General features: G+C 42.4%; 17 protein-coding genes. 7 read left to right on the forward strand and 10 right to left on the reverse strand.

Annotation, left to right across the window (positions count from 1 at the left end; genetic code table 11):
* The 5 genes from CXF88_RS10200 (at position 1) to CXF88_RS10220 (ending at position 8,506) form a co-directional block, all read left to right on the forward strand.
* Complete coding sequence (locus tag CXF88_RS10200) at positions 1 to 2,244, forward strand: molybdopterin cofactor-binding domain-containing protein (protein WP_101086742.1); 2,244 nt, start codon at positions 1 to 3, stop codon at positions 2,242 to 2,244.
* Positions 2,245 to 2,503: 259 nt separating this feature from the next.
* Positions 2,504 to 3,949: a methyl-accepting chemotaxis protein gene (locus CXF88_RS10205; protein ID WP_101086743.1), complete on the forward strand. Its 1,446-nt coding sequence runs from the start codon at positions 2,504 to 2,506 to the stop codon at positions 3,947 to 3,949.
* Positions 3,950 to 4,206: 257 nt separating this feature from the next.
* Positions 4,207 to 4,881: a hypothetical protein gene (locus CXF88_RS10210; protein WP_242445130.1), complete on the forward strand. Its 675-nt coding sequence runs from the start codon at positions 4,207 to 4,209 to the stop codon at positions 4,879 to 4,881.
* Positions 4,882 to 4,883: 2 nt separating this feature from the next.
* Entirely contained in the window at positions 4,884 to 7,217 is a 2,334-nt protein-coding gene (locus tag CXF88_RS10215) for an EAL domain-containing protein (RefSeq protein WP_101086744.1), read from the forward strand.
* 53 nt (positions 7,218 to 7,270) lie between these two features.
* Positions 7,271 to 8,506, forward strand: coding sequence for a hypothetical protein (locus tag CXF88_RS10220; protein WP_242445131.1), 1,236 nt, complete (start codon positions 7,271 to 7,273; stop codon positions 8,504 to 8,506).
* Between the two features lie 244 nt (positions 8,507 to 8,750).
* Here the strand turns inward: CXF88_RS10220 and xthA are convergent, their stop codons facing one another.
* From xthA to CXF88_RS10270, 10 genes are all read right to left on the reverse strand, one after another.
* The gene (gene xthA, locus CXF88_RS10225) at positions 8,751 to 9,557 is read right to left on the reverse strand and encodes an exodeoxyribonuclease III (RefSeq protein WP_101086746.1); all 807 of its coding nucleotides are present in this window, start codon (positions 9,555 to 9,557) and stop codon (positions 8,751 to 8,753) included.
* On the reverse strand, positions 9,557 to 9,856 hold the full coding sequence (locus CXF88_RS10230) for a YciI family protein (RefSeq protein WP_101086747.1): 300 nt from the start codon (positions 9,854 to 9,856) through the stop codon (positions 9,557 to 9,559). Before CXF88_RS10230 ends, xthA begins: the two co-directional genes overlap by 1 nt.
* A 35-nt stretch (positions 9,857 to 9,891) precedes the next feature.
* A complete protein-coding gene (locus CXF88_RS10235; RefSeq protein ID WP_101086748.1) occupies positions 9,892 to 10,443 on the reverse strand; it encodes a septation protein A in 552 nt (183 codons plus the stop codon).
* Positions 10,444 to 10,563: 120 nt separating this feature from the next.
* Positions 10,564 to 11,457 (reverse strand): hypothetical protein, encoded by an 894-nt coding sequence (locus CXF88_RS10240; protein ID WP_101086749.1) that lies wholly within the window; start codon positions 11,455 to 11,457, stop codon positions 10,564 to 10,566.
* Positions 11,458 to 11,548: 91 nt separating this feature from the next.
* Entirely contained in the window at positions 11,549 to 12,352 is an 804-nt protein-coding gene (gene trpA / locus CXF88_RS10245; protein ID WP_101086750.1) for a tryptophan synthase subunit alpha, read from the reverse strand.
* Entirely contained in the window at positions 12,345 to 13,556 is a 1,212-nt protein-coding gene (gene trpB / locus CXF88_RS10250; RefSeq protein ID WP_101086751.1) for a tryptophan synthase subunit beta, read from the reverse strand. Before trpB ends, trpA begins: the two co-directional genes overlap by 8 nt.
* A 57-nt stretch (positions 13,557 to 13,613) precedes the next feature.
* Positions 13,614 to 15,017: a bifunctional indole-3-glycerol-phosphate synthase TrpC/phosphoribosylanthranilate isomerase TrpF gene (gene trpCF / locus CXF88_RS10255; protein WP_101086752.1), complete on the reverse strand. Its 1,404-nt coding sequence runs from the start codon at positions 15,015 to 15,017 to the stop codon at positions 13,614 to 13,616.
* Complete coding sequence (trpD, locus tag CXF88_RS10260) at positions 15,010 to 16,053, reverse strand: anthranilate phosphoribosyltransferase (RefSeq protein WP_101086753.1); 1,044 nt, start codon at positions 16,051 to 16,053, stop codon at positions 15,010 to 15,012. Before trpD ends, trpCF begins: the two co-directional genes overlap by 8 nt.
* Positions 16,053 to 16,655: an aminodeoxychorismate/anthranilate synthase component II gene (locus tag CXF88_RS10265; RefSeq protein ID WP_101087210.1), complete on the reverse strand. Its 603-nt coding sequence runs from the start codon at positions 16,653 to 16,655 to the stop codon at positions 16,053 to 16,055. The genes trpD and CXF88_RS10265 overlap by 1 nt, the downstream gene beginning before the upstream one ends.
* A gap of 29 nt (positions 16,656 to 16,684) precedes the next feature.
* Complete coding sequence (locus tag CXF88_RS10270; RefSeq protein WP_101086754.1) at positions 16,685 to 18,250, reverse strand: anthranilate synthase component 1; 1,566 nt, start codon at positions 18,248 to 18,250, stop codon at positions 16,685 to 16,687.
* 455 nt (positions 18,251 to 18,705) lie between these two features.
* Between CXF88_RS10270 and CXF88_RS10275 the strand changes: the two genes are divergently transcribed.
* The gene (locus CXF88_RS10275) at positions 18,706 to 19,566 is read left to right on the forward strand and encodes a PHP domain-containing protein (RefSeq protein WP_101086755.1); all 861 of its coding nucleotides are present in this window, start codon (positions 18,706 to 18,708) and stop codon (positions 19,564 to 19,566) included.
* Positions 19,563 to 20,183, forward strand: a complete 621-nt coding sequence (locus CXF88_RS10280; protein WP_101086756.1) for an L-threonylcarbamoyladenylate synthase — start codon at positions 19,563 to 19,565, stop codon at positions 20,181 to 20,183. The genes CXF88_RS10275 and CXF88_RS10280 overlap by 4 nt, the downstream gene beginning before the upstream one ends.
* Positions 20,184 to 20,221: the final 38 nt, after the last annotated feature.

Raw genomic sequence — 20,221 nt, forward strand, 5'->3', positions numbered from 1 at the left:
ATGACCACATTCACAGCAGTTGAAAATATTAGTCGTCGTAACGTATTAAAGATATTTGGTGCAGTCGGTGGTGGATTAGCGTTAGGCGCAACAGGCTTAAGTTGGAGCCCAATGGCGTTAGCTCAAGACAAGCAAGCAATGATGAACTTGTTTGTGGCCATTGGGGAAGATAATAAGGTGTATTTGACCTGTCATCGCTCTGAGATGGGACAAGGGATCCGAACGGGCATACCACAAATTTTAGCTGATGAATTGGAAGCTGATTGGGATAAGGTTGTCGTGGTTCAAGGTTTAGCAGATAAACGTTACGGCAGCCAAAATACCGATGGTAGCCGCAGTATCCGTAAGCATTATCAACGTATGCGCCAAATGGGCGCAACCGCCAGAACCATGCTTGAACAAGCCGCAGCACAAATATGGCAAGTTCCAGTGACTGAAGTGTACGCTAAAGCTCATAAAGTCCATCACAAAGGCAGTAAAAAGAGTCTTACTTACGGTGAGTTAGCACTAGTTGCAGCGACATTAGCGATGCCAGAGTTAGATTCGGTTGTGCTCAAGCCCGAAAGTGAATTCACTCATATCGGTCAATCCCACACCATTGTCGACATGGATGCGATGCTAACGGGTAAAGCAATATACGGATATGATATTAAACTCGATGGAATGTTGTATGCCAGTATCACTCGTCCGCCAGTATTAGGCAGTGATGTGGTTAGTGTTGATGATGCAAAAGCCCGTAAGATTGCTGGGGTGGTTGATATTATTACTTTGCCAGTGCCTAAAGGTGCGCCATTATTCCAAGCTCTAGGTGGGGTTGCCGTGATTGCAACAAACAGCTGGAGTGCAATTGAAGCACGTAAAGCGTTAACCATTACCTGGTCTAAATCGATTAATGATAGTCATGACTCAGAGACATATTTGCAAGGCTTGGTCGAGCGAGTTAACCAACCGGGTAAAGTGATGCGTCAATTAGGTGAGTCTGTTACTGATTGGCCACAAGCTTCTACGGTTAAGGCCGTTTATACCGTTCCGTATTTAACTCATGCAATGATGGAGCCGCCAGTAGCAACGGCGAATGTGACGGCTGAAGGTTGTGAGTTGTGGGCATCGAGCCAAACACCACAAAGTACCCAGCAAAATGTGGCAGGTGCGTTAGGGCTTAAAGAAGAGCAAGTTACGGTTAATGTGACTTTGTTGGGCGGTGGTTTTGGACGTAAATCTAAGCCGGACTTTAGTGTTGAAGCTGCTATTTTATCGCAAAAACTCAATAAGCCGATCAAAGTCTGCTGGAGTCGAGAAGACGAAATTCAAAACGGTTATTACCATGCGATCAGTGCACAGATGTATCAAGTTGCATTAGACAGCAATAAGATGCCGACAGCATTGTTAGCGCGTACTGGTTTCCCTTCAATTAGTTCAACATTTGCCGAAGGTGTTGAATATCCTTCAGCTGGCGAACTTGATTTAGGTTTTAGCGATGTACCGCTAGCCCTTAAAAATATCCAACTTGAAGCCGTTAAAGCTCCTGCACACACTCGTATAGGTTGGATGCGATCAGTATGTAATATTCAACATGCTTTTGGTATTGGCAGTTTTGTCGACGAAATAGCGGTAAATGCTAACAAACCCTGTGTGCAAATGTGGCGTGATTTATTAGGTCCATCTCGAATTGAGCCGTTTGAAAATCAAGCTTTTACTTATGGTAATTACGGTGAGGAGTTAGCGGATCATCCCGTTGATGTGGGCCGTTATCATAAGGTGTTAGATAAGTTAGAAGCTGCAATGGCAGATGCGCCTAAAGCGGCTGAAAACCAAGGTTGGGGTATGGCTGTTCATCGCAGTTTTGTTAGCTATGTTGCGGTAGCAACATTAGTTGAAGTGGTGGATAAACAGCTTAAAGTATTGAAATCCATAGCGGTGATTGACGCCGGTAGAGTGGTTAATCCTGATCGGGTTAAATCACAACTAGAAGGCGCAATCATTTTTGGGCTAAGTTTAGCCATGATGGGCGAAATCAGCTTTAAAGATGGCAAGGTTGAACAATCTAACTTCCATGATTATCCGTTATTGCGTTTACCGCAATGCCCAGATATTGAGACCTATATTATTGAGTCTACGGCAAAACCTGCCGGTGTTGGTGAGCCAGGCGTACCGCCTGTTGCACCGAGTTTAACCAATGCAATTTTTGCGGCCACGGGGATCAGATATCGCGATTTACCGCTTAATAAGTTTTTATCGATCTAGCCATTTTCGTGAGCTATAGCACTTAAGTTTTATTATCTTAAGCCGATAATAAATAAGCCAAATGCCTAAGTGTATGCGCACTTAGGCATTATTATTGTGTGCAAACAAAAAAATTTAAAAATGTTGGTTATTGAATAGTAATTGAATCTGAATAATCAGACTCTTCTATAATATTAATTGGCGTTTGTGTGGGTGTTATTCGTTTATGTCGTTTTGTTCTCACTGTTGAGATAATGGCCAATTGCCTTAGGAAGCTTATATGAAGCAAATCCAGTTTAGAAAAATTGATGCAATTTTGATTAAATTCAGCCTAAATGGAAAATTTTGGGTGGTTTGTTCACTTGTGGCATTGATCACCAGTGTTGTAGCGCTAATGAATTACCAACAAACAAACGACTTAATTGAACAAACATCGTTACAACGTGTTAAAGCAAGTATTGAAAGTTATGCTTCGGTTGCTAATAATCAAGGTTTAGCAAATGATGCCCTTAAGCAATTTGCCCAAGAAAATCAATTGCAGCTATCTGGGCGCGACAATACGTTACGTAGTGGCGATGTAGTGACGGCATCGGCGAGTGTGGGCAACCAATTTTTAACGATGAGTCAAAATGTACAACCGTCGGAACAAGAGCCGTTAAGCCAAACTAGTTTTATGTTAATAATCGCATTGGTGGGTTTATTACCCTTATTTCAGTTGAGTTACTGGATCTCAACCTCATTAGGGGGAGGTTTATGGGAAATGTACATGGCAATCAAGCGTCTAGCTGACGGTGATTTAACCATGAGGTTAAATTTTTTTGGTACAGACGACTTCAGTTTAATCGCCAAAGATATTGATCGTTGCGCCGATAATATGAGTGAAATGGTCAGTGCTATCCGCAGTAATGCTGAAACCTTGGCTGTTGCCGCTAACGAGTTTAATCATCAAGCCAGTACCAACGACGAGCTGATTGATCAGCAACATCACTTTTTAGACTCAGTGGCACACGCCATGGATCAAATGACGGCCGCCATAGCCGATGTGTCACATCACGCGAGTGATACCTCATTAAATACTAAGCAAAATGCAACGCAAATGGATCAAAGCCAAAGTAAGATTAACGATGCCGTCAAACGTATTAGCTATTTGTCTGAGCGTATCGCTGAAGCGTTTTCATCTGTCGAGCAGCTCTCCCGCGATGCCACCCAAATTAATGATGCTGTTACTACCATTGATAGTATTTCTGAACAAACCAATTTATTGGCATTAAATGCTGCCATTGAAGCGGCGCGTGCCGGGGAGCAAGGTCGTGGTTTTGCTGTGGTGGCGGACGAAGTGCGAACCCTTGCGGGGCGTACCCAAAAAGCCACCGTAGAAATTCAAAACATGATTGAAGGGTTGCAACAAGGTTCTAAAAAACTGACCAGTATTACCAATGTGATTGTTGCTGAAGCAGACCAAGGGAGTGCGAGCATTAAGGCGGTCGGTGATGATATTACTCATATGGCTGAGTCTATTAATGCGGTGTTCGATATGAGCAGCCAAATAGCCGCATCCGCGGAACAACAAAGCATGTCTGCGAGGGATATCGCCTCACAACTTAATCAAATTCGTCATCAATCGGAAACGATTCGCAGTACTTCCAAACAAGCTGGTGTATTAGCTAAAGATTTGAATCAATCGTCTAAAGGTTTAGCTGCGATTTTAAGTCAATATAAAATCTAGCGCTTACAGCCTTATCATTAAAGAGGAGATCGTTGATATATTTTTGATTAGCTTGAAATAAAGTACTAAGGTATCTGGTCTGTTACTAAGTTGTTAAGTGGTGGTTTAAGTGTATTGACTCTAATTTAGTCGTCGAACACCACTTGAGTTAGTCGCACTATACTATTAGATATCTGTGAATAGCATGGTGTATGTGTCATCGCCACCTTATTGCGGCGCTTTATTGTGTTATTCGGCAAACATCATTAGGAGTATCAATGATTATTATCTCTACGCGCGTTGTTATCGCGCTGACCTTAAGCTGTGTATTATTGAGTACCTCTGCCGCGATCGCAGCACCGCAGAGTATTGCGGTGTTAAATGCCCAAGGCCAACCAGCACAAAACATGGTGGTGTATTTACTCCCCAGCGACCCTGCCAATATTGTTACCACCGTTGCTCCGCCAAAAGCTGAAGTTCATCAAAAAGATAAGCAGTTTTCTCCCTATATTACTGTTGTACAAAAAGGCAATGATGTGGCTTTTGTCAATGAAGATGATATTACTCATCATATTTTTTCTGCATTAGGGCCGAAGCGTTTTTCATTCAAACTTCGTCATCAGCAACAACAGCAAATATTGAGATTTGAGCAAACAGGGCATGTGTCTATGGGCTGCAATGTTCATGACTGGATGTCTGGACATTTATTGGTGGTCGACACCCCGTATTATGCTGTGACCAATTTAGAAGGGATAGTAACATTTGCGGATTTACCTGCTGATGACTTCAAGCTGGTTGTGTGGCATCCACAGCTAAAAATGCCTGATAATCAGCAAGTGAAAACTGTTCATTTCCCTAGAGATAACGCTATGACTATCACCTTACAGGCAGAATTTGATAATATTCCCAACCAGCAAAGTTTAGATGAATTTGAATTTTTAGAAGGATACTAGTATTGCTATTTTTTAATCGGTTGCAAACTCGGATTTTTGCTTTTTTTGTATTGCTAATCATTGCCGTACTGAGTTTGTCTTTTTGGTTAACGTATCAATCTAATCAAAGGTTAGAGCAACAGTATGTGGCCAATCAACTTGAAGTAGCGAGTTTAGTTTTCGAGTCGCAATATGATAACCGAAATTATTATTTGGCGGCATTTGCCGCGACGGCCGCAAAGGATTTTGGTTTAAAAGATATCTTTATTGATGGCGATAATCGTAGTTTTCTAGTGGCGTTAAATAATCATCGCAGTCGGATTAATGCATCTTTAGCAATGGCGGTGTCTGCTGAAGGTAAAGTTATTGGCCAGCTGGTGGCTTCACAAGGTGAATTAGGTCGTGAAGCCGTTGCTCTGGGCTCGGAGCAGAACGAGGTGTTTCGATACAAGTTAGGTTCTGAATTTGAAACACTAAGTCCATTCTATTTATTAGATAATAAACTGTATCAAATTAAGTTTTCACCACTCACTAGTGGCGGTAATAGCGTTATCGGTTGGGTGGGTTTTGGGTTTCTTATCGATGATACCTTAGCTAATTCGTTGCAGAAGCTCACCGGCTTAAACAGCGGTTTTATGTTAACAACTGAAAGTAAAGTCACTGAAATTGGTCATTCAGGTCTGTCGTTGCCTGAAGATGAAAGCTCATTATTATCGCGTTATATCATTGAAGAGAAAACCAACCACGATTATATTCTCTGGAAGCAATCTTTAGGTGAAGTCGATGGTCAGTCTCTACATGCCTATATGTATAAATCCCGCTCTGATTTATTGGCTTCAATAGAGTCACAGTGGTTACAACAAGTTGCGGTGTTAGTCATGATGTTACCGGTGTCCTTACTGTTGGCGTTTTGGATATCGGGCAGTATCACTCGACCTATTACACAGTTAATTGCCCAGGCACGTTTTATCGCACAAGGTAATTATGATTCTAATGTGAGTGTCGATTCCAGTATTGAGCTACAGCAATTAGCCAATGAATTTACCTCGATGCAGCAAGCTATTCTACAACGAGAAAAAGCCATTGCTCATCAAGCCTATCATGACCCATTAACCAATTTAGGCAATCGTAATGAATTACAGCGCATGATTGAACCTTGGTTAGTATCGGGGTCAACCATGGGGCTGTGTTTAATTAATATTCGCCGTATGACTGAAATTAATGTCACTTTAGGTCACGCTGTAGGTGATGAAGTAATTAAAGAAGTGGCTAAACGTTTATGTGAGGTTAATCCCGATGCCTTAGCTTATCGATTGTCGGGTGATGAGTTCGTTTTAGCATTTAAGCATTGTGAACATCAATCGTTTGATGTGCTTCTCAAAAAGCTCCAAGATCAGATTGGCCAAGATTATCACTATCAAGATGTAATGTTACATTTGCAGTTTACTGCTGGTGTCAGTTTTTATCAGCCAAACGTAGATATTGTTACCCTGCTAAGACAAGCTGACACGGCTTTGCAGCACGCTAAAATAAATAAGCGTGATTATCAAATCTACGATGCCAATATCGATAAAAATAGCATTGAACGTTTTCAACTCATTAACGAGCTTAAAGTGGCGATTGAGCAAAATCAGTTAGTGCTTTACTACCAACCAAAATTAAACTTAGCCAAACAAAAAATTACCCATGTTGAAGCGTTAGTTCGCTGGGATCATCCCGCTAGAGGCATTATTCCACCGGATACGTTTATTCCTATCGCTGAAAAAACCATGCAAATGGATGCATTGACCCGCTGGGTGATTACCGAAGCTATGGCTCAATATCATCGTTGGCAATTACTGGGCATTGATATGTGTATAGCAGTAAATATTTCGGCTGAAAATTTAAAAGACGAGCAGTTTTGCCACTGGGTCATTAATGCCCTCGCTGAGCATAATGTACCTGTTACCGCGATGACGTTAGAAATAACTGAAGATGCGGTGGTATCTGATCCCGAGCTGGCAATAAAACAGCTCACGTTATTGCGTCAAAATGGACTCACGTTATCAATAGATGACTATGGCACTGGCTATTCTTCATTGGCACAATTGAAACAGCTGCCGGTCGATGAACTTAAAATTGATAAGTCGTTTGTGCAAAAGTTACTTGAAAATGAAGCAGACCAAATCATTGTGCAATCGACGTTACAATTAGCTCATAATTTAGGCCTTAAAGTGGTTGCCGAAGGCATTGAAGACAAGGCTACTTTAGAATGGTTAACCAATCTAAACTGCGAAATGGGCCAAGGCTTTTATTTGTCGCGACCATTGCCTGAACAACAGTTTAATGACTGGTTAGGGCAATCTGATTACCTGTAGGAGAATTGATTATTTGCGGCTTACGTACAAGGATAGTGTGTTGCTTACTGTGTGTGAGTAGCAGTATTTATGCCGAACCATTGGATAATGACGTGATTGGTCATGCAGATGTTGAGCATGATTTCAGTGGCGTGATAGATGTCCGTGTTGGTTATGCCGATAGCATCGATTCTTATTTGGATGGTGGATTGGGCAAGTTTGGCGTTAATTATGGCGCGCACTTAGCCTTATCACAACTGGGGTTAAGTTATCACAGCCAATGGGGCGATGCCTGGTCGAGTCGTATTGTGGCTAATGGATATGTTGATGGTATCAATAATGGGTTAGGTATCACTGAAGCCATTTTACGTTATCGGGATATTCCGAGTGAGCAAGGTATTCGGTTTGATGTTCAGTTTGGCTTGATGTATCCGCAAATATCGTTAGAAAATGTTGCTACCGCATGGGCATCACCTTTCACCTTAAACTATTCAACCATGAATAGTTGGCTGGCCGAAGAGGTTAGGCACATTGGCCTGTCGACAACGGTTGAATCATTAGGGAAATATCGGCAATCAGAGCATGATTTTTCGTTAACTGCAGAAGCCTTTATGTTTAACGATACCACCGGCGCGATGCTGGCTTGGCACGGCTGGACTCAAACCTCAAGACAAACATTAGTGCAGCAAACCATTCCCATCGCTGCCATTCCTGCAATGGCAGAGGGGGGTATGTTAGAGGCCCAAGCCGCTAACTCAGACCCTTTTACTGAACTTGACGACCGCATTGGTGGGCATGTACTCGCAAAGTGGACTTGGCGTAATAAAGGCAGTGTTCAAGCCGGTTATTATGACAATAACGCCAATACGCATATTGTTAAGCAAGGTCAATATGTGTGGTTGACCCGATTTGGTCATGTTGGCGCAAAATGGCGTTTGCCTTTTGGTGTCAGTTTAATCAGTCAATTTATGCAAGGAACCACCTTAATGACCAACACTGATGGTTATCCTGTGGTCGATAATGATTTTCAGTCGGGTTACGTGTTATTGAGTAAACGTTGGGACAAGCACAGATTAAGTTTAAGAGTTGAAGACTTTTCTGTTACCGATAATGATCTTACTCCTGAAGATAATAATAATGAAGATGGCCAATCATTGACCCTTGCATATCAATATCAACTCGATAGACCGTGGTTTATTCAATTTGAATACAATGCTGTCGATTCAACTAGACCTGCTAGAGCGTATCTTAATGAATCGGTCGAACTGCTTGAGCAACAATGGCAACTATCTAGCCGTTACTTTTTTTAGTTAAGCCTACTGCAAGTTAATTCAATAAAGTTAGCAAGATAAAGTTAGCAAGATAGGGGCAGTTTGAAAGGTGTTTATTATTCCAAGTTTAGGTTAGTTAACGGCTAATATGGGTTAACTACAAGCATGGGCTAATGGCTAACGCAGAGTCAACAATCATAAAAAAACGCTATGCTGTTAGGCATAGCGTTTTTGTTCAAGCATCATATCGTTTAATCTAAGGGTCAGTTAACATCCACTTCGATTAACTAAATGTGCTCCAAATTGGCGCATGGTCTGATGGTTTATCAATACCACGTAATTCGTAATCTACATCTGACTCAACTAAACGTGGCAACATTGACTCTGTGACCAGAATGACGTCAATTCGAAGTCCACGGTTATCATCAAAACCTTTACTACGATAATCAAACCATGAATAACGTTCAGTGCGAGTAGGGTGTAATTGACGGAAACTGTCGATAAAGCCCCATTGCTGTAAACGCGCTAACCATTCACGTTCTTCTGGTTGGAAACTACATTTACCGGTTTTTAACCAACGTTTGGCGTTAACCTCACCAATACCGATGTCTAAATCGGTTGGCGAAATATTAATGTCGCCAATAATCGCGATGTCTTCACTTGGATTGTGATGTTTATCTAAATGCAGCATTAAGTCTTGATAAAACTTGCGCTTAGCTGGATATTTCGTTTCGTGATGGATACTTTCACCTTGTGGGAAGTAACCATTAAAAACCGTTAATATACGGCCATTATCTTGTGTGAACTGACCAATAATAAGACGGCGTTGCGCGTCTTCATCATCGGTTTCATACCCTTTAATGATTTCAAGAGGTTCTGCTTTTGACAGCATAGCGACACCGTAATGTGCTTTGCCACCATGATAATGGACTTTGTACCCCATAGCCTCAACGTCAGCAACAGGAAAAGCTTCGTCATGTACTTTGGTTTCTTGTAAGCCAATTATATCGGGTGAATGACTGTCGATGAGAGCTTGCAGTTGATGCAAGCGAGCACGAATACCATTGATATTAAAAGAAACTATTTTCATTAAGGAAGCACTCGTTTAAATGGCTTAACGATAACGCTTTTGTACACGCCAGCACCAATATAAGGATCCACATCTGCCCAAGCTTGTGCATCTTCTAATGAAGGGAAATCAGCAACCACTAATGACCCTGTGAAACCCGCTTCACCAGGATTTTCATTATCAATAGCAGGATGTGGTCCAGCGGTTAATAAACGGCCTTCATCGGCTAAAACTTGTAAACGGGCTAAATGTTCAGCACGAACAGATAAACGTTTTTCTAAACTGTTTTCAATATCTTGAGATGAAATCATATACCACATATAGCTGCTTCCTTTATTTGATTTTACATAAACAATTATTGGTTATCAGTAGGTTGCGAGTTGTCATCTTGCATATTTTTATACAGATACACTACCGTTATCACTGTGTTAATTAAGGTAAGGGCGGTTAAGCCAAATACTTTGAAGTTAACCCAGGTTTCTAAAGGTAAATTAAACGCAATATATATATTGGCGAAACTACATAATACAAAAAATCCAACCCAATACCATGTGACTTGAGTCCATATTCTATCGTCTACTTTCATTTCTTTGCCTAACATGCTCTTAAGCGCTGATTTCCCCATGATTTGTGAGGTAATTAACCCTATAGCAAACAAGGCATAAACAATACTGACTTTCCATTTGATAAAAGCATCATCGTGGAAAAATAGGGTGAGTGAACCAAATACAGTCACCATGGCGAAGGTGGCTAAATGCATTTTTTCAATATGTTTATAAATCAGATACGTAATGACGAGTTGAATAGCCGTGGCAGCAATCAATACTCCTGTTGCGGCGTAGATATCATAGAATTTGTAAACGGCAAAAAAAATGACCAGTGGTAAAAAGTCTAACAGTTGTTTCATAAAAATCTCTTGCAGAAAAAGGACAACAAACAGCTGTCACTACGACAATATACGCCGATTGTAACATGATGAGATAGTGTTTATGAACCATAAGCAGTTGTGCAATTGCAACCTTAGTGATCATTGTTGTTTTAAGGTGAGCCATAACTGAGTTTCACTTAGTAGATCAGCACTTTTTTTAGATAAAAAGGGATTATGCAGCACAAATTCGGTGCGGTTATCTAATTCGGATTTACTGAGCATACCTTGAGTGATTGGGTGGTTATAGAATAAGTCATCGAAGCTACCGTCATCGATAGCTTTTCTGAGGCCGTATTCGATGCGCTGAGCTAAGGATGTGTTGTCTTTACTGACAAAAAAATAAATGGGTGCGGGATACTTTAATAAGATTTTTTGTTCAAGTGCTAGGTCTGGATAACGGTCCAAGTCTCGCCATGGTTCGTGTATTGAGCGGGGATAGTAGTCAAAGCGACCTTTCAGTAACATGGCTATTAAACGACTATCACTGCCAGATGTGACGGTAAAACCATTACTGTGCAAAATAGGTACATCTGGCCAATCAGCGCCTTGGCCAATTAAGGTCTTTTTGATGTCTTCTATGGCGTTTATGTTGTCAAATTTAGCTTGATCATTTTTACGGATTAGCCCAATTCGGTAACCCATTAGTCCTTTAAGTAATGGCACATAAATAGCTTGTAATTGATCTTCTCGTTCAATGCTGGTCATGGTCCAGACAACATCAATAATCGTGTTATCAGCCACCATTTTAAGTGCTCGACCCTGTGGCATTTGGATCATGGCGGCATTCATTTGAAAGTCGCCATATTTATCGCGACTTTTCTCTAACGCAAGTTCAAGTAACGACACAAAATATGCCTGTTTTGGATCAGTGCCTTGAATTGCAGCATTATAAGTGACAATAATTTTAGGTTGTTCAGACGTCGGCACAGTTTTAAAACTGCAGATAACAGATAGAATGGCAATCGTTAAAATCCCTATTAACGAACTTTTCATATAATACCGAATTGGTTGATATTTATCCTAGTATAACGGACATAAAAAAAGGAGCAATAAAATCGCTCCTTTTTCAACCTGAAATTGGTCGTTATGTAGCCGCTTTCATTGCTTCGGTAAATTCGGCGAGTTTGGCCAATAATGTCACTTCATCATGTTGATGCGCTTCAATGATTTTAACCACGGCAGAACCTGAAATAGCACCCGCGGCTCCAGCCTTGATGGCGGCGCGTACTTGCTCCGGTTCAGCAATACCAAAACCTAATAGTGGCGGTGGGGCATTAAATTCGACCAGTTGCGCCAGAATATTCTCAATTGGCTCACCCGCTTTGGATTCAGTGCCCGTTACGCCGGCACGAGATAATAGGTAGGTATAACCTTCACCTTGTTCACTAACCAGTTTTAAGGTGTCAGCATCAGCATTAGGCGGTGCAATAAAGATAGGCGCGATACCATGTGCTTTTGCAGCCAAACTAAAGGGTTTTGATTCTTCTACAGGCACATCGGCAATCAATACAGAATCAACACCAGCAGCTTGTGCTTTGGCATAAAATGAATCGATACCATTAGCAAATACTAAGTTGGCATATAGCAATAATCCGATAGGCAGCTCAGGATATTGCGCACGTATTTTAGCGATAATGTCAAAGCAATCACTTTGTTTAGTACCTGCCGCTAATGAGCGCAGGTTAGCACCTTGTATCACCGGGCCATCGGCTAATGGATCTGAAAAAGGAAAACCTAATTCAAGTGCATCAGCGCCATTATCAACTAAGGTCTGAATGATTTTCATCGATAATTCAGGACTTGGATCGCCAATGGTCACAAAGGGAACAAATGCGCCTTGATGTTGTGCTTTCAGTGCAGCAAATTTTGCTTGATAACGGTTACTCATTGCCGCTCTCCTGTTGTTTTTGTTTGGCCTCTAAAATATCTGCCACTGTGAAAATATCTTTGTCACCACGACCTGATAAATTAACCACTAAAATGGTTTCTTTAGTGGCTTCCTTTGCCATGCGAACGGCGTAAGCAAGTGCGTGGGCTGATTCTAATGCAGGAATAATGCCTTCACAACGAGCGAGTGTTTGGAACATTTCAAGTGCTTCATCATCGGTTGCAGACTCATAACGAGCACGACCAATAGCGTTTAAATGTGCATGTTGTGGGCCTACCGATGGAAAATCAAGTCCGGCAGAAACTGAATACGATTCTTCAATTTGTCCGTCACTGTTTTGCATTAACGGTGATTTCATGCCAAAGAATATACCTGTTTTACCGTGTTTAAGCGGCGCGCCGTGCATTGCCGTATCAAGGCCTTTACCTGCAGGTTCAACGCCAATCAACTCAACCGATGCTTCGTCAATAAAGTCAGCAAACATACCAATAGCATTTGAGCCTCCGCCAACACAGGCAATAACGGCGTCGGGTAAACGGCCTTCTTTTTCAAGAATTTGTTTTTTAGTTTCTTCACCAATAATGCGCTGAAACTCGCGCACAATTGTCGGGAATGGGTGCGGTCCAGCAGCGGTGCCTAATAAGTAATGTGCTTTATCATAGCTGCCCGACCAGTCGCGCATGGCTTCGTTACACGCATCTTTTAGGGTTGATGAACCTGAGGTAACCGGTATAACTTCAGCGCCCATTAATTTCATGCGGAACACATTTGGCGATTGACGTTCAATGTCTTTAGCGCCCATGTAGACTCTACATTTTAAGCCTAAAAGCGCACAGGCTAGAGCAGTGGCTACGCCGTGTTGACCCGCACCGGTTTCAGCGATGATTTCTTTTTTACCCATGCGTCTGGCTAACAACGCTTGTCCCAATACCTGGTTGGTTTTATGGGCGCCGCCATGAAGTAAGTCTTCACGTTTTAGGTAAATTTTTACCAACGGATTTGGACTTAAATTACGGGTCAGTGTTAGCGCTGTTGGGCGGCCAGCATAGTTCTTTAGCAGGTCGGTAAATTCAGCGATAAAGCTTTCATCTTGTTGTGCTTCAACAAAGGCCGTTTCGAGTTGTTTTAATGCAGGCACTAAAATCTGCGGTACGTACATCCCACCGTATTCGCCGAAATAAGGGTTAAGCTTGAGCTCGGTCATAAATATTCCCTTCGAGTAATCATGTTTTTAACTAAAAATGGTGTGGTAAATAGAAAATTAATTACGGCGTAATTGAGTAAATGCAGCAATCAGTTTTTGATGGTCTTTATGGCCAGGGGTAGATTCTACTCCTGAATTTAAGTCGACCCCATAAAATCCTTGTTGGCTTGCTAGATAAACATTGTCAGGGGTTAATCCACCGGCCAACATCGCATCTTGTTTATCATCAATATTGGCTTGCCAGTTGAATGTTTTTCCGGTGCCGCCAAATTGTTGTGCTGATTTGCTGTCGTATAAATAACGATCGGCGCCAGCAGGTTGTTGACTCACTTCGTCGCTGTTGCTGTCAATTGCAACGGCTTTCCAAATCTCGGTTTTTAGCTGCTGTTGATTCAATAACGCTTTTAATTCGGTGATTTCAAGTTCAGTTTCATTGCCGTGTAATTGCACTGCAAAAAGATTCAGTGTTTGGGCCAATGAAGCGATATCTGCAACGGGGTGATTAACAAACACACCCACCATATTTAAGCCAATATTACGTTGCTGCATTTGGGCGACTAATTCACTTGCTTGTGCTGGTGTTACGGCTCTAGGTGATTTGGGATGAAAAATTAGCCCACCAAATACCGCCCCAGCAGTTGCCACCGCCTCAATATCGTCAATTCGAGTCAAACCACAGACTTTATTGTTTCCAAAAATAAGTTGTCTGCACGCTAAATCAATATCGTCTTGCGCCATAATTGAACTGCCAACAAGATAACCGTCAACCAATGGATTTAGGCGGCAAACTTGTTGATGGTTATAAATACCTGATTCGCTAATAACGACTCTGTCTGCGGGGATCTGTGGCGCTAATAACTCAGTTGTCGCCAAATTAGTACTTAAGTCGCGTAAATTACGATTGTTAATACCAATTATTGGGGCAAGGAGATCAATCGCTCGGATCAATTCTTCTTGGTTACTCACTTCAGTTAAGGTATCTAATTGATACTTAGCCGCTTCGCTGGCTAATAAACGATATTGCTCATCATCAAGCACTGACAACATGAGTAAAATAGCATCAGCACCTTGATGGGCCGCCAATTTCACTTGATACGGGTCGACAAAAAAGTCTTTACAGATAATGGGCTGAGTCACTCTGGCGCGGACTTTTGGAATGTAGTCCATGTCACCTTGGAAAAATTGTTCATCGGTGAGTACAGAGATGCCTGCAGCGTAATTGACATAAATATCTGCGATGGCTTCAACATCAAATACAGGGCGAATAAGCCCTTTAGAAGGACTGGCCTTTTTACATTCAAAAATAAACTGAGCATTAGGTGCTTTCAGGGCATCGTATAAGCTACGGTCAGATATTTTAGGCTGTAGACTGGCTTCAGGGAAACGCAGTTTTAGCGCGGCGATATGTGCCACTTTAGTATCAACGATACGGGTTAATACATTACTTTCTGGCTTACTCATGGTGTTCTCCAGCTTGGCTCGCGGCAGCTAAATCGGTTAATAAGGTAAAAGCTGTACCGCTGGCGAGTGTCGTGAGCGCTAGCTGAGTACCGGCTTGAACTGAGTCGCAAATACCACTGATATACAAAGCACAACCTGCATTAATCGCCACCGCATCTCTATGTGCTGGTAGACCTTTACCTTGTAAAATGGCTTGGGTGATTAAGGCATTATCAGCTGGTTCTCCACCCGTTAACTGCGATATGTCTGCACGGTTAACGCCGAGATCTTCAGGGCTCAGTTGGTAAGTACGCACCACACCGTCTTTTAGTTCTGCCACATGAGTATTATCATGAAGCGCCACTTCATCTAAGCCACTGCCATACACCACCATTGCGCGTTTAACGCCAAGGGCATGTAACACTTGTGCAATAGGTTCGATGAGTTCAAGTGTATATACGCCCAACAGCATAAATTCTGGGCTTGCAGGGTTAATTAATGGGCCTAACACATTAAAAATAGTACGGGTTTTTAACGCTTGTCTTACAGGTACAGCATGTTTCACCCCGCCATGGTAATGCGGCGCAAATAGAAAACATAAGCCAAGCTTATCTAAACACTGGCTTGCTGCGTCTGGCGCCATGGTGAGCGCGATACCGCAATGTGACAGTAAGTCAGAAGAGCCAGACTTGCTTGAGACGCTGCGGTTACCGTGTTTAGCTACTTTTGCGCCTGCTGCTGCTGCAACAAAAGCGGCAGTAGTAGAAATGTTGATGGTGTTATGGCCATCGCCGCCAGTACCGACAATATCAACAATGCCAGTTTGCTTTGAGGCATCACTTCGTGGAAAGGGTTTAGCTGCTTGGCGCAATGCGTCAGCCGCTCCGGCTATTTCATCAATGGTTTCGCCACGCATTTTTAGCGCCACTAACATACCCGCCATGGTTGCAGGTTGCATATCACCTTGAATAATAGCGCTAAACACTTGTGCCATTTGTTCACGAGTTAATGGCTTACCTTGATACAGATGGTCGAATAACGTTTGCAGATTATCCATTATTCTCCTCCAGTAAAGGCATGGTCTTGGGTTAAATACGCTAATGTCTGCGTGAGTAACTGGCTGCCTAGGGTGGTTAAAATTGATTCTGGATGAAATTGAAAGCCCATAGCTTGATGTTGTGGATGTAATATTGCCATTGGCATGTCATCTGTGGTGGCAATAACGTCTAAGCAGTCAGGTACCTTAGTCGCAACTAAGCTGTGATAACGGGCCACCGGTAATGGTGAGGGTAAGTTTGCAAATACGCCTTGACCATTATGGAAGGTCGGGCTGGCTTTACCGTGGACAACAAACGGCGCTCGCTCTACTTTGCCGCCATAATATTCAACCATGGCTTGATGACCTAAACAAATGCCAAGCATCGGGACTTTACCAGCCACTTTGCCAATGAGTTCCATCATGCAGCCAGCCTCGTGAGGAGCTCCAGGTCCGGGTGATAGCACTAATGCCTTTTTACCCGTTTCATTCATGAGTTTTTCAGCAACATAATCGGCACTGACATCATTACGATAAATGACAACTTCACAGCCAAGGCTGCGGAATTGATCGACTAGATTGTAAGTAAACGAATCGAAGTTATCGAGTAAATATATTTTCATCCGTTGATCGTTTTGTGTGGTTGCGGTGCTCATAGCCCACCTCCCATTTTTATCGCAGAAATGACCGCTTGGGCTTTTTGACGTGTTTCATCTGCTTCGGCTTGTGGATCTGAGTCAAACACCACTCCAGCACCTGCTTGTATATGAGCAACATCATTTTTAACAAACGCTGAACGGATAACAATGCAGGTATCCATGTCGCCGAGACCATTGAGGTAACCCACTGCGCCACCATAACTGCCTCGACGAGCTTGCTCCGCTTGGCGAACTAATTGCGATGCACGCACTTTTGGCGCACCCACTAAGGTTCCCATGTTCATGCAAGCTTGATAAGCGTGCAGGGCATCTAAATCTAAACGTAATTGACCAGTGACGCGACTGACTAAATGCATCACGTGCGAGTAACGATCAACTTTTAGCAGTTCGGCCACTTTACGACTACCGCTTTGGCTGATGCGAGCAATGTCGTTACGGGCTAAATCGACCAGCATTAAATGTTCTGATAATTCTTTCTTATCTAAACGCAGCTCGAGCTCTATACGGCTGTCTAGGTCAAAATCAATCTCACCTTGAGCATTTTTACCGCGCTTACGCGTGCCAGCAATGGGATACACTTCAACTTGGTTACTGGCCGCATCGTATTTCAGGGCACTTTCTGGCGACGCACCAAATAAGGTGAAATCAGGACCTCTAAAATAGAACATATACGGACTTGGATTAGTTAAACGCAAAGCCCGATAAGCCCCGAGTGTATTTGGGCAAGGTAAGCTGAAACAACGAGATGGCACTACTTGGAAAATATCGCCGGCGACAATGTGTTCTTTTAAATCAATCACGGTTTGCTTAAATTGCTCGTCGGTGATGTTAACTTCTTCGTCGGTTGTCACTGGTGTTAATTGAGCTATATCACCTAGATCGGCACATTGTTCGATAACGTGTTGCAGTTGCTGAACTAATTGTTGTGCAATCATTTCATCTTGACCGAATTGGTGGCTAACAATCTCGGCTTGCTGAGTTTGATGGTCAATTAAAATAAGTGTTTCAGCAAGATAGAATAAATAATCTGGGCAATCATTGTGAGCGTTGGGCGCTGCAGGGAGTGGCTCGACAGTATCAATTAAGTCATAGGCTAATACACCACCTAAAAATAAATCTTCAAATTTAAGCGGATTATTGGTTTGAATGTGTTTAATAAACATTCTTAAACCATCAAGAGGAGATGTTGACTTTAAACGTGCATCTTCATCTTGTAACTCGGTGGCCTTTTGCAGCGTCACGATGAGAGTATTATTATCTCGTTGTTGCTGTGCATCGCTGAAGAAGTTGGCTATTGGCGTTAATAACGCTGCACCATTTTGAGTTAATGCGCTGAAGCTGAGCTGATAACCGTCGCAACGTATCATCATTGCCGCATGAGTGAGTACGATGCTTTTTAAATGGTCTTTACTTTCGACCTCTGCTGATTCTAACAGCATGGTATGAGGCGCATTATTAGTCACTTGCTGATACAGTTTTAATGGATCAGTATGGTAGGTTAATGCCTGCTTTTGCGTGCTAACCTGAGCGAGTTGGTTTGGTGTGGTCACTGTTGTCATCACTATGTCGCCGCTCCTTGTATCCTGTTTGTTTATCATCTGTTGGCCTTTAATATTATGTAACCCGAGTGACTAAAGTGAGTGGGCCAAATAACAAGAAAGCCCACATCTCTGCGGGCTTTTTGGTAAAATCTTGTCTCTTAAAAATGAGCACAACGCTTCACACCACCCGTTAATTTGGGAAGTGCCACCACCAAGTAATGTGTAATGAAGCTAAAGAGTGTGTCATTGTTAATCGCTATGTTGTGTCTGTGTTTAATGCCTATAGGAAAACCCAGCTGGAGATTAATGTCAATTGAATATTTCTCAAAAGCTAACAAAAAATGGCAATATGGACAAATCTAGTCTACTTATTGAGCCCTCTAACTAACTTATGCATAAATAATTCATCAATTGCCATCATTTATTCATAAATCCAAGCAGTATTTTAATCGCCACTCTAGTACAATAACCACATGATTACAGAGACTCTCTTGGCCGATCTTCACAGCCACACGACCGCATCAGACGGTCAATTAACACCAACAGAATTATTAACTCGCGCTATTGAAAAAGGCGTTGAGATGTTTGCTATTACTGACCATGACACTGTCGGAGGGTTAGCGGAAGCGCATCTTGCTAATCAAAACCATGCCACGCCATTAGTATTAATTAATGGTTGTGAGATTTCGACTCGTTGGAACAGTTTTGATATTCATATCGTCGGATTAAACTTGGATATCGCTCATACGGGATTATTGGATTTTTTAACTCATCAACGTGAGTTACGTGAAGTCCGAGCCCAAGAAATTGGTGAACGTTTAGCTAAAGCGGGGATAGAGGGTGCCTATGACGGTGCTAAAGCTATTGCCGGCGATGCAGCGCTGAGTCGTGGCCATTATGCTAGATGGTTAGCCGATAATGGTCATGCGACAGATATGCCTAGTGTGTTTAAACGCTTTTTAGCTCGTGGAAAAACAGGTTATGTACCCAATAATTGGGGCGATATGGCCAATGCGATAGCGCATATTCATCAAGCCGGTGGTGTTGCAGTATTAGCTCACCCTAGCGGTTATAAATTATCGGCCAAATGGCTTAAGCGCTTAGTGCGTGAATTTGCAGAGGCCGGTGGCGATGCGATGGAAGTTATTTTAGGCCAGCAAACATTAGACGACCGTAATAACCTTATCGCATTAAGTAAGCAAAATAACCTACTTGCTTCTGTGGGGAGCGATTTCCACTTCCCGAGTAATTGGATCGAGTTAGGTAAAAACTTATTCCAACCACAAGGTGTGGAATGGGTTTGGCAATCACAACATTGGACGAAAAGAGCATGAGTCAATTTTGGTATATTCATGATGAGAACCCACAGGCACGATTAATTAACCAAGCTGTGGCGATTCTTAAACAAGGTGGAGTCATTGTTTATCCCACTGACTCAGGTTATGCATTGGGTTGTATGATTGGCGAAAAAAATGCCATGACGCGTATGGCGCGCATTCGCCAGATTGAAAATGACACTAATTTTTCATTAATGTGTCGTGATCTCTCTGAGCTGGCCAATTTTGCCCGCGTTGATAACCAAGCATATCGTTTATTAAAAAGCTGTATGCCTGGTCCATATACGTTTATTTTCAAAGCCACTAAAGAAGTGCCACGTCGTTTACAGTGTGACAAAAAGCGCACTATTGGTATTCGCGTGCCTAATAATGTCATTGCGCTCGCGTTACTTGAAGCATTGGGTGAACCAATGATGACCACCAGTTTAGTGATGCCAAATGAGCAATTTGCTGAATCTGACCCTGAACATATTCGCGATATACTCGATAACTTGGTAGACGGTATTATTCACGGTGGTTATTTACCTGAAAATCAAACGACAGTGATTGATATGTCTGAAGATGAGATGGTGATATTACGTCATGGTGCTGGCGATACCAGTGCATTTGAATAAACCAACGTGATACCCGCAGACGAATCATCTAAGATAAA

Source organism: Shewanella sp. ALD9 (assembly GCF_002836315.1).
Lineage (GTDB): Bacteria > Pseudomonadota > Gammaproteobacteria > Enterobacterales > Shewanellaceae > Shewanella.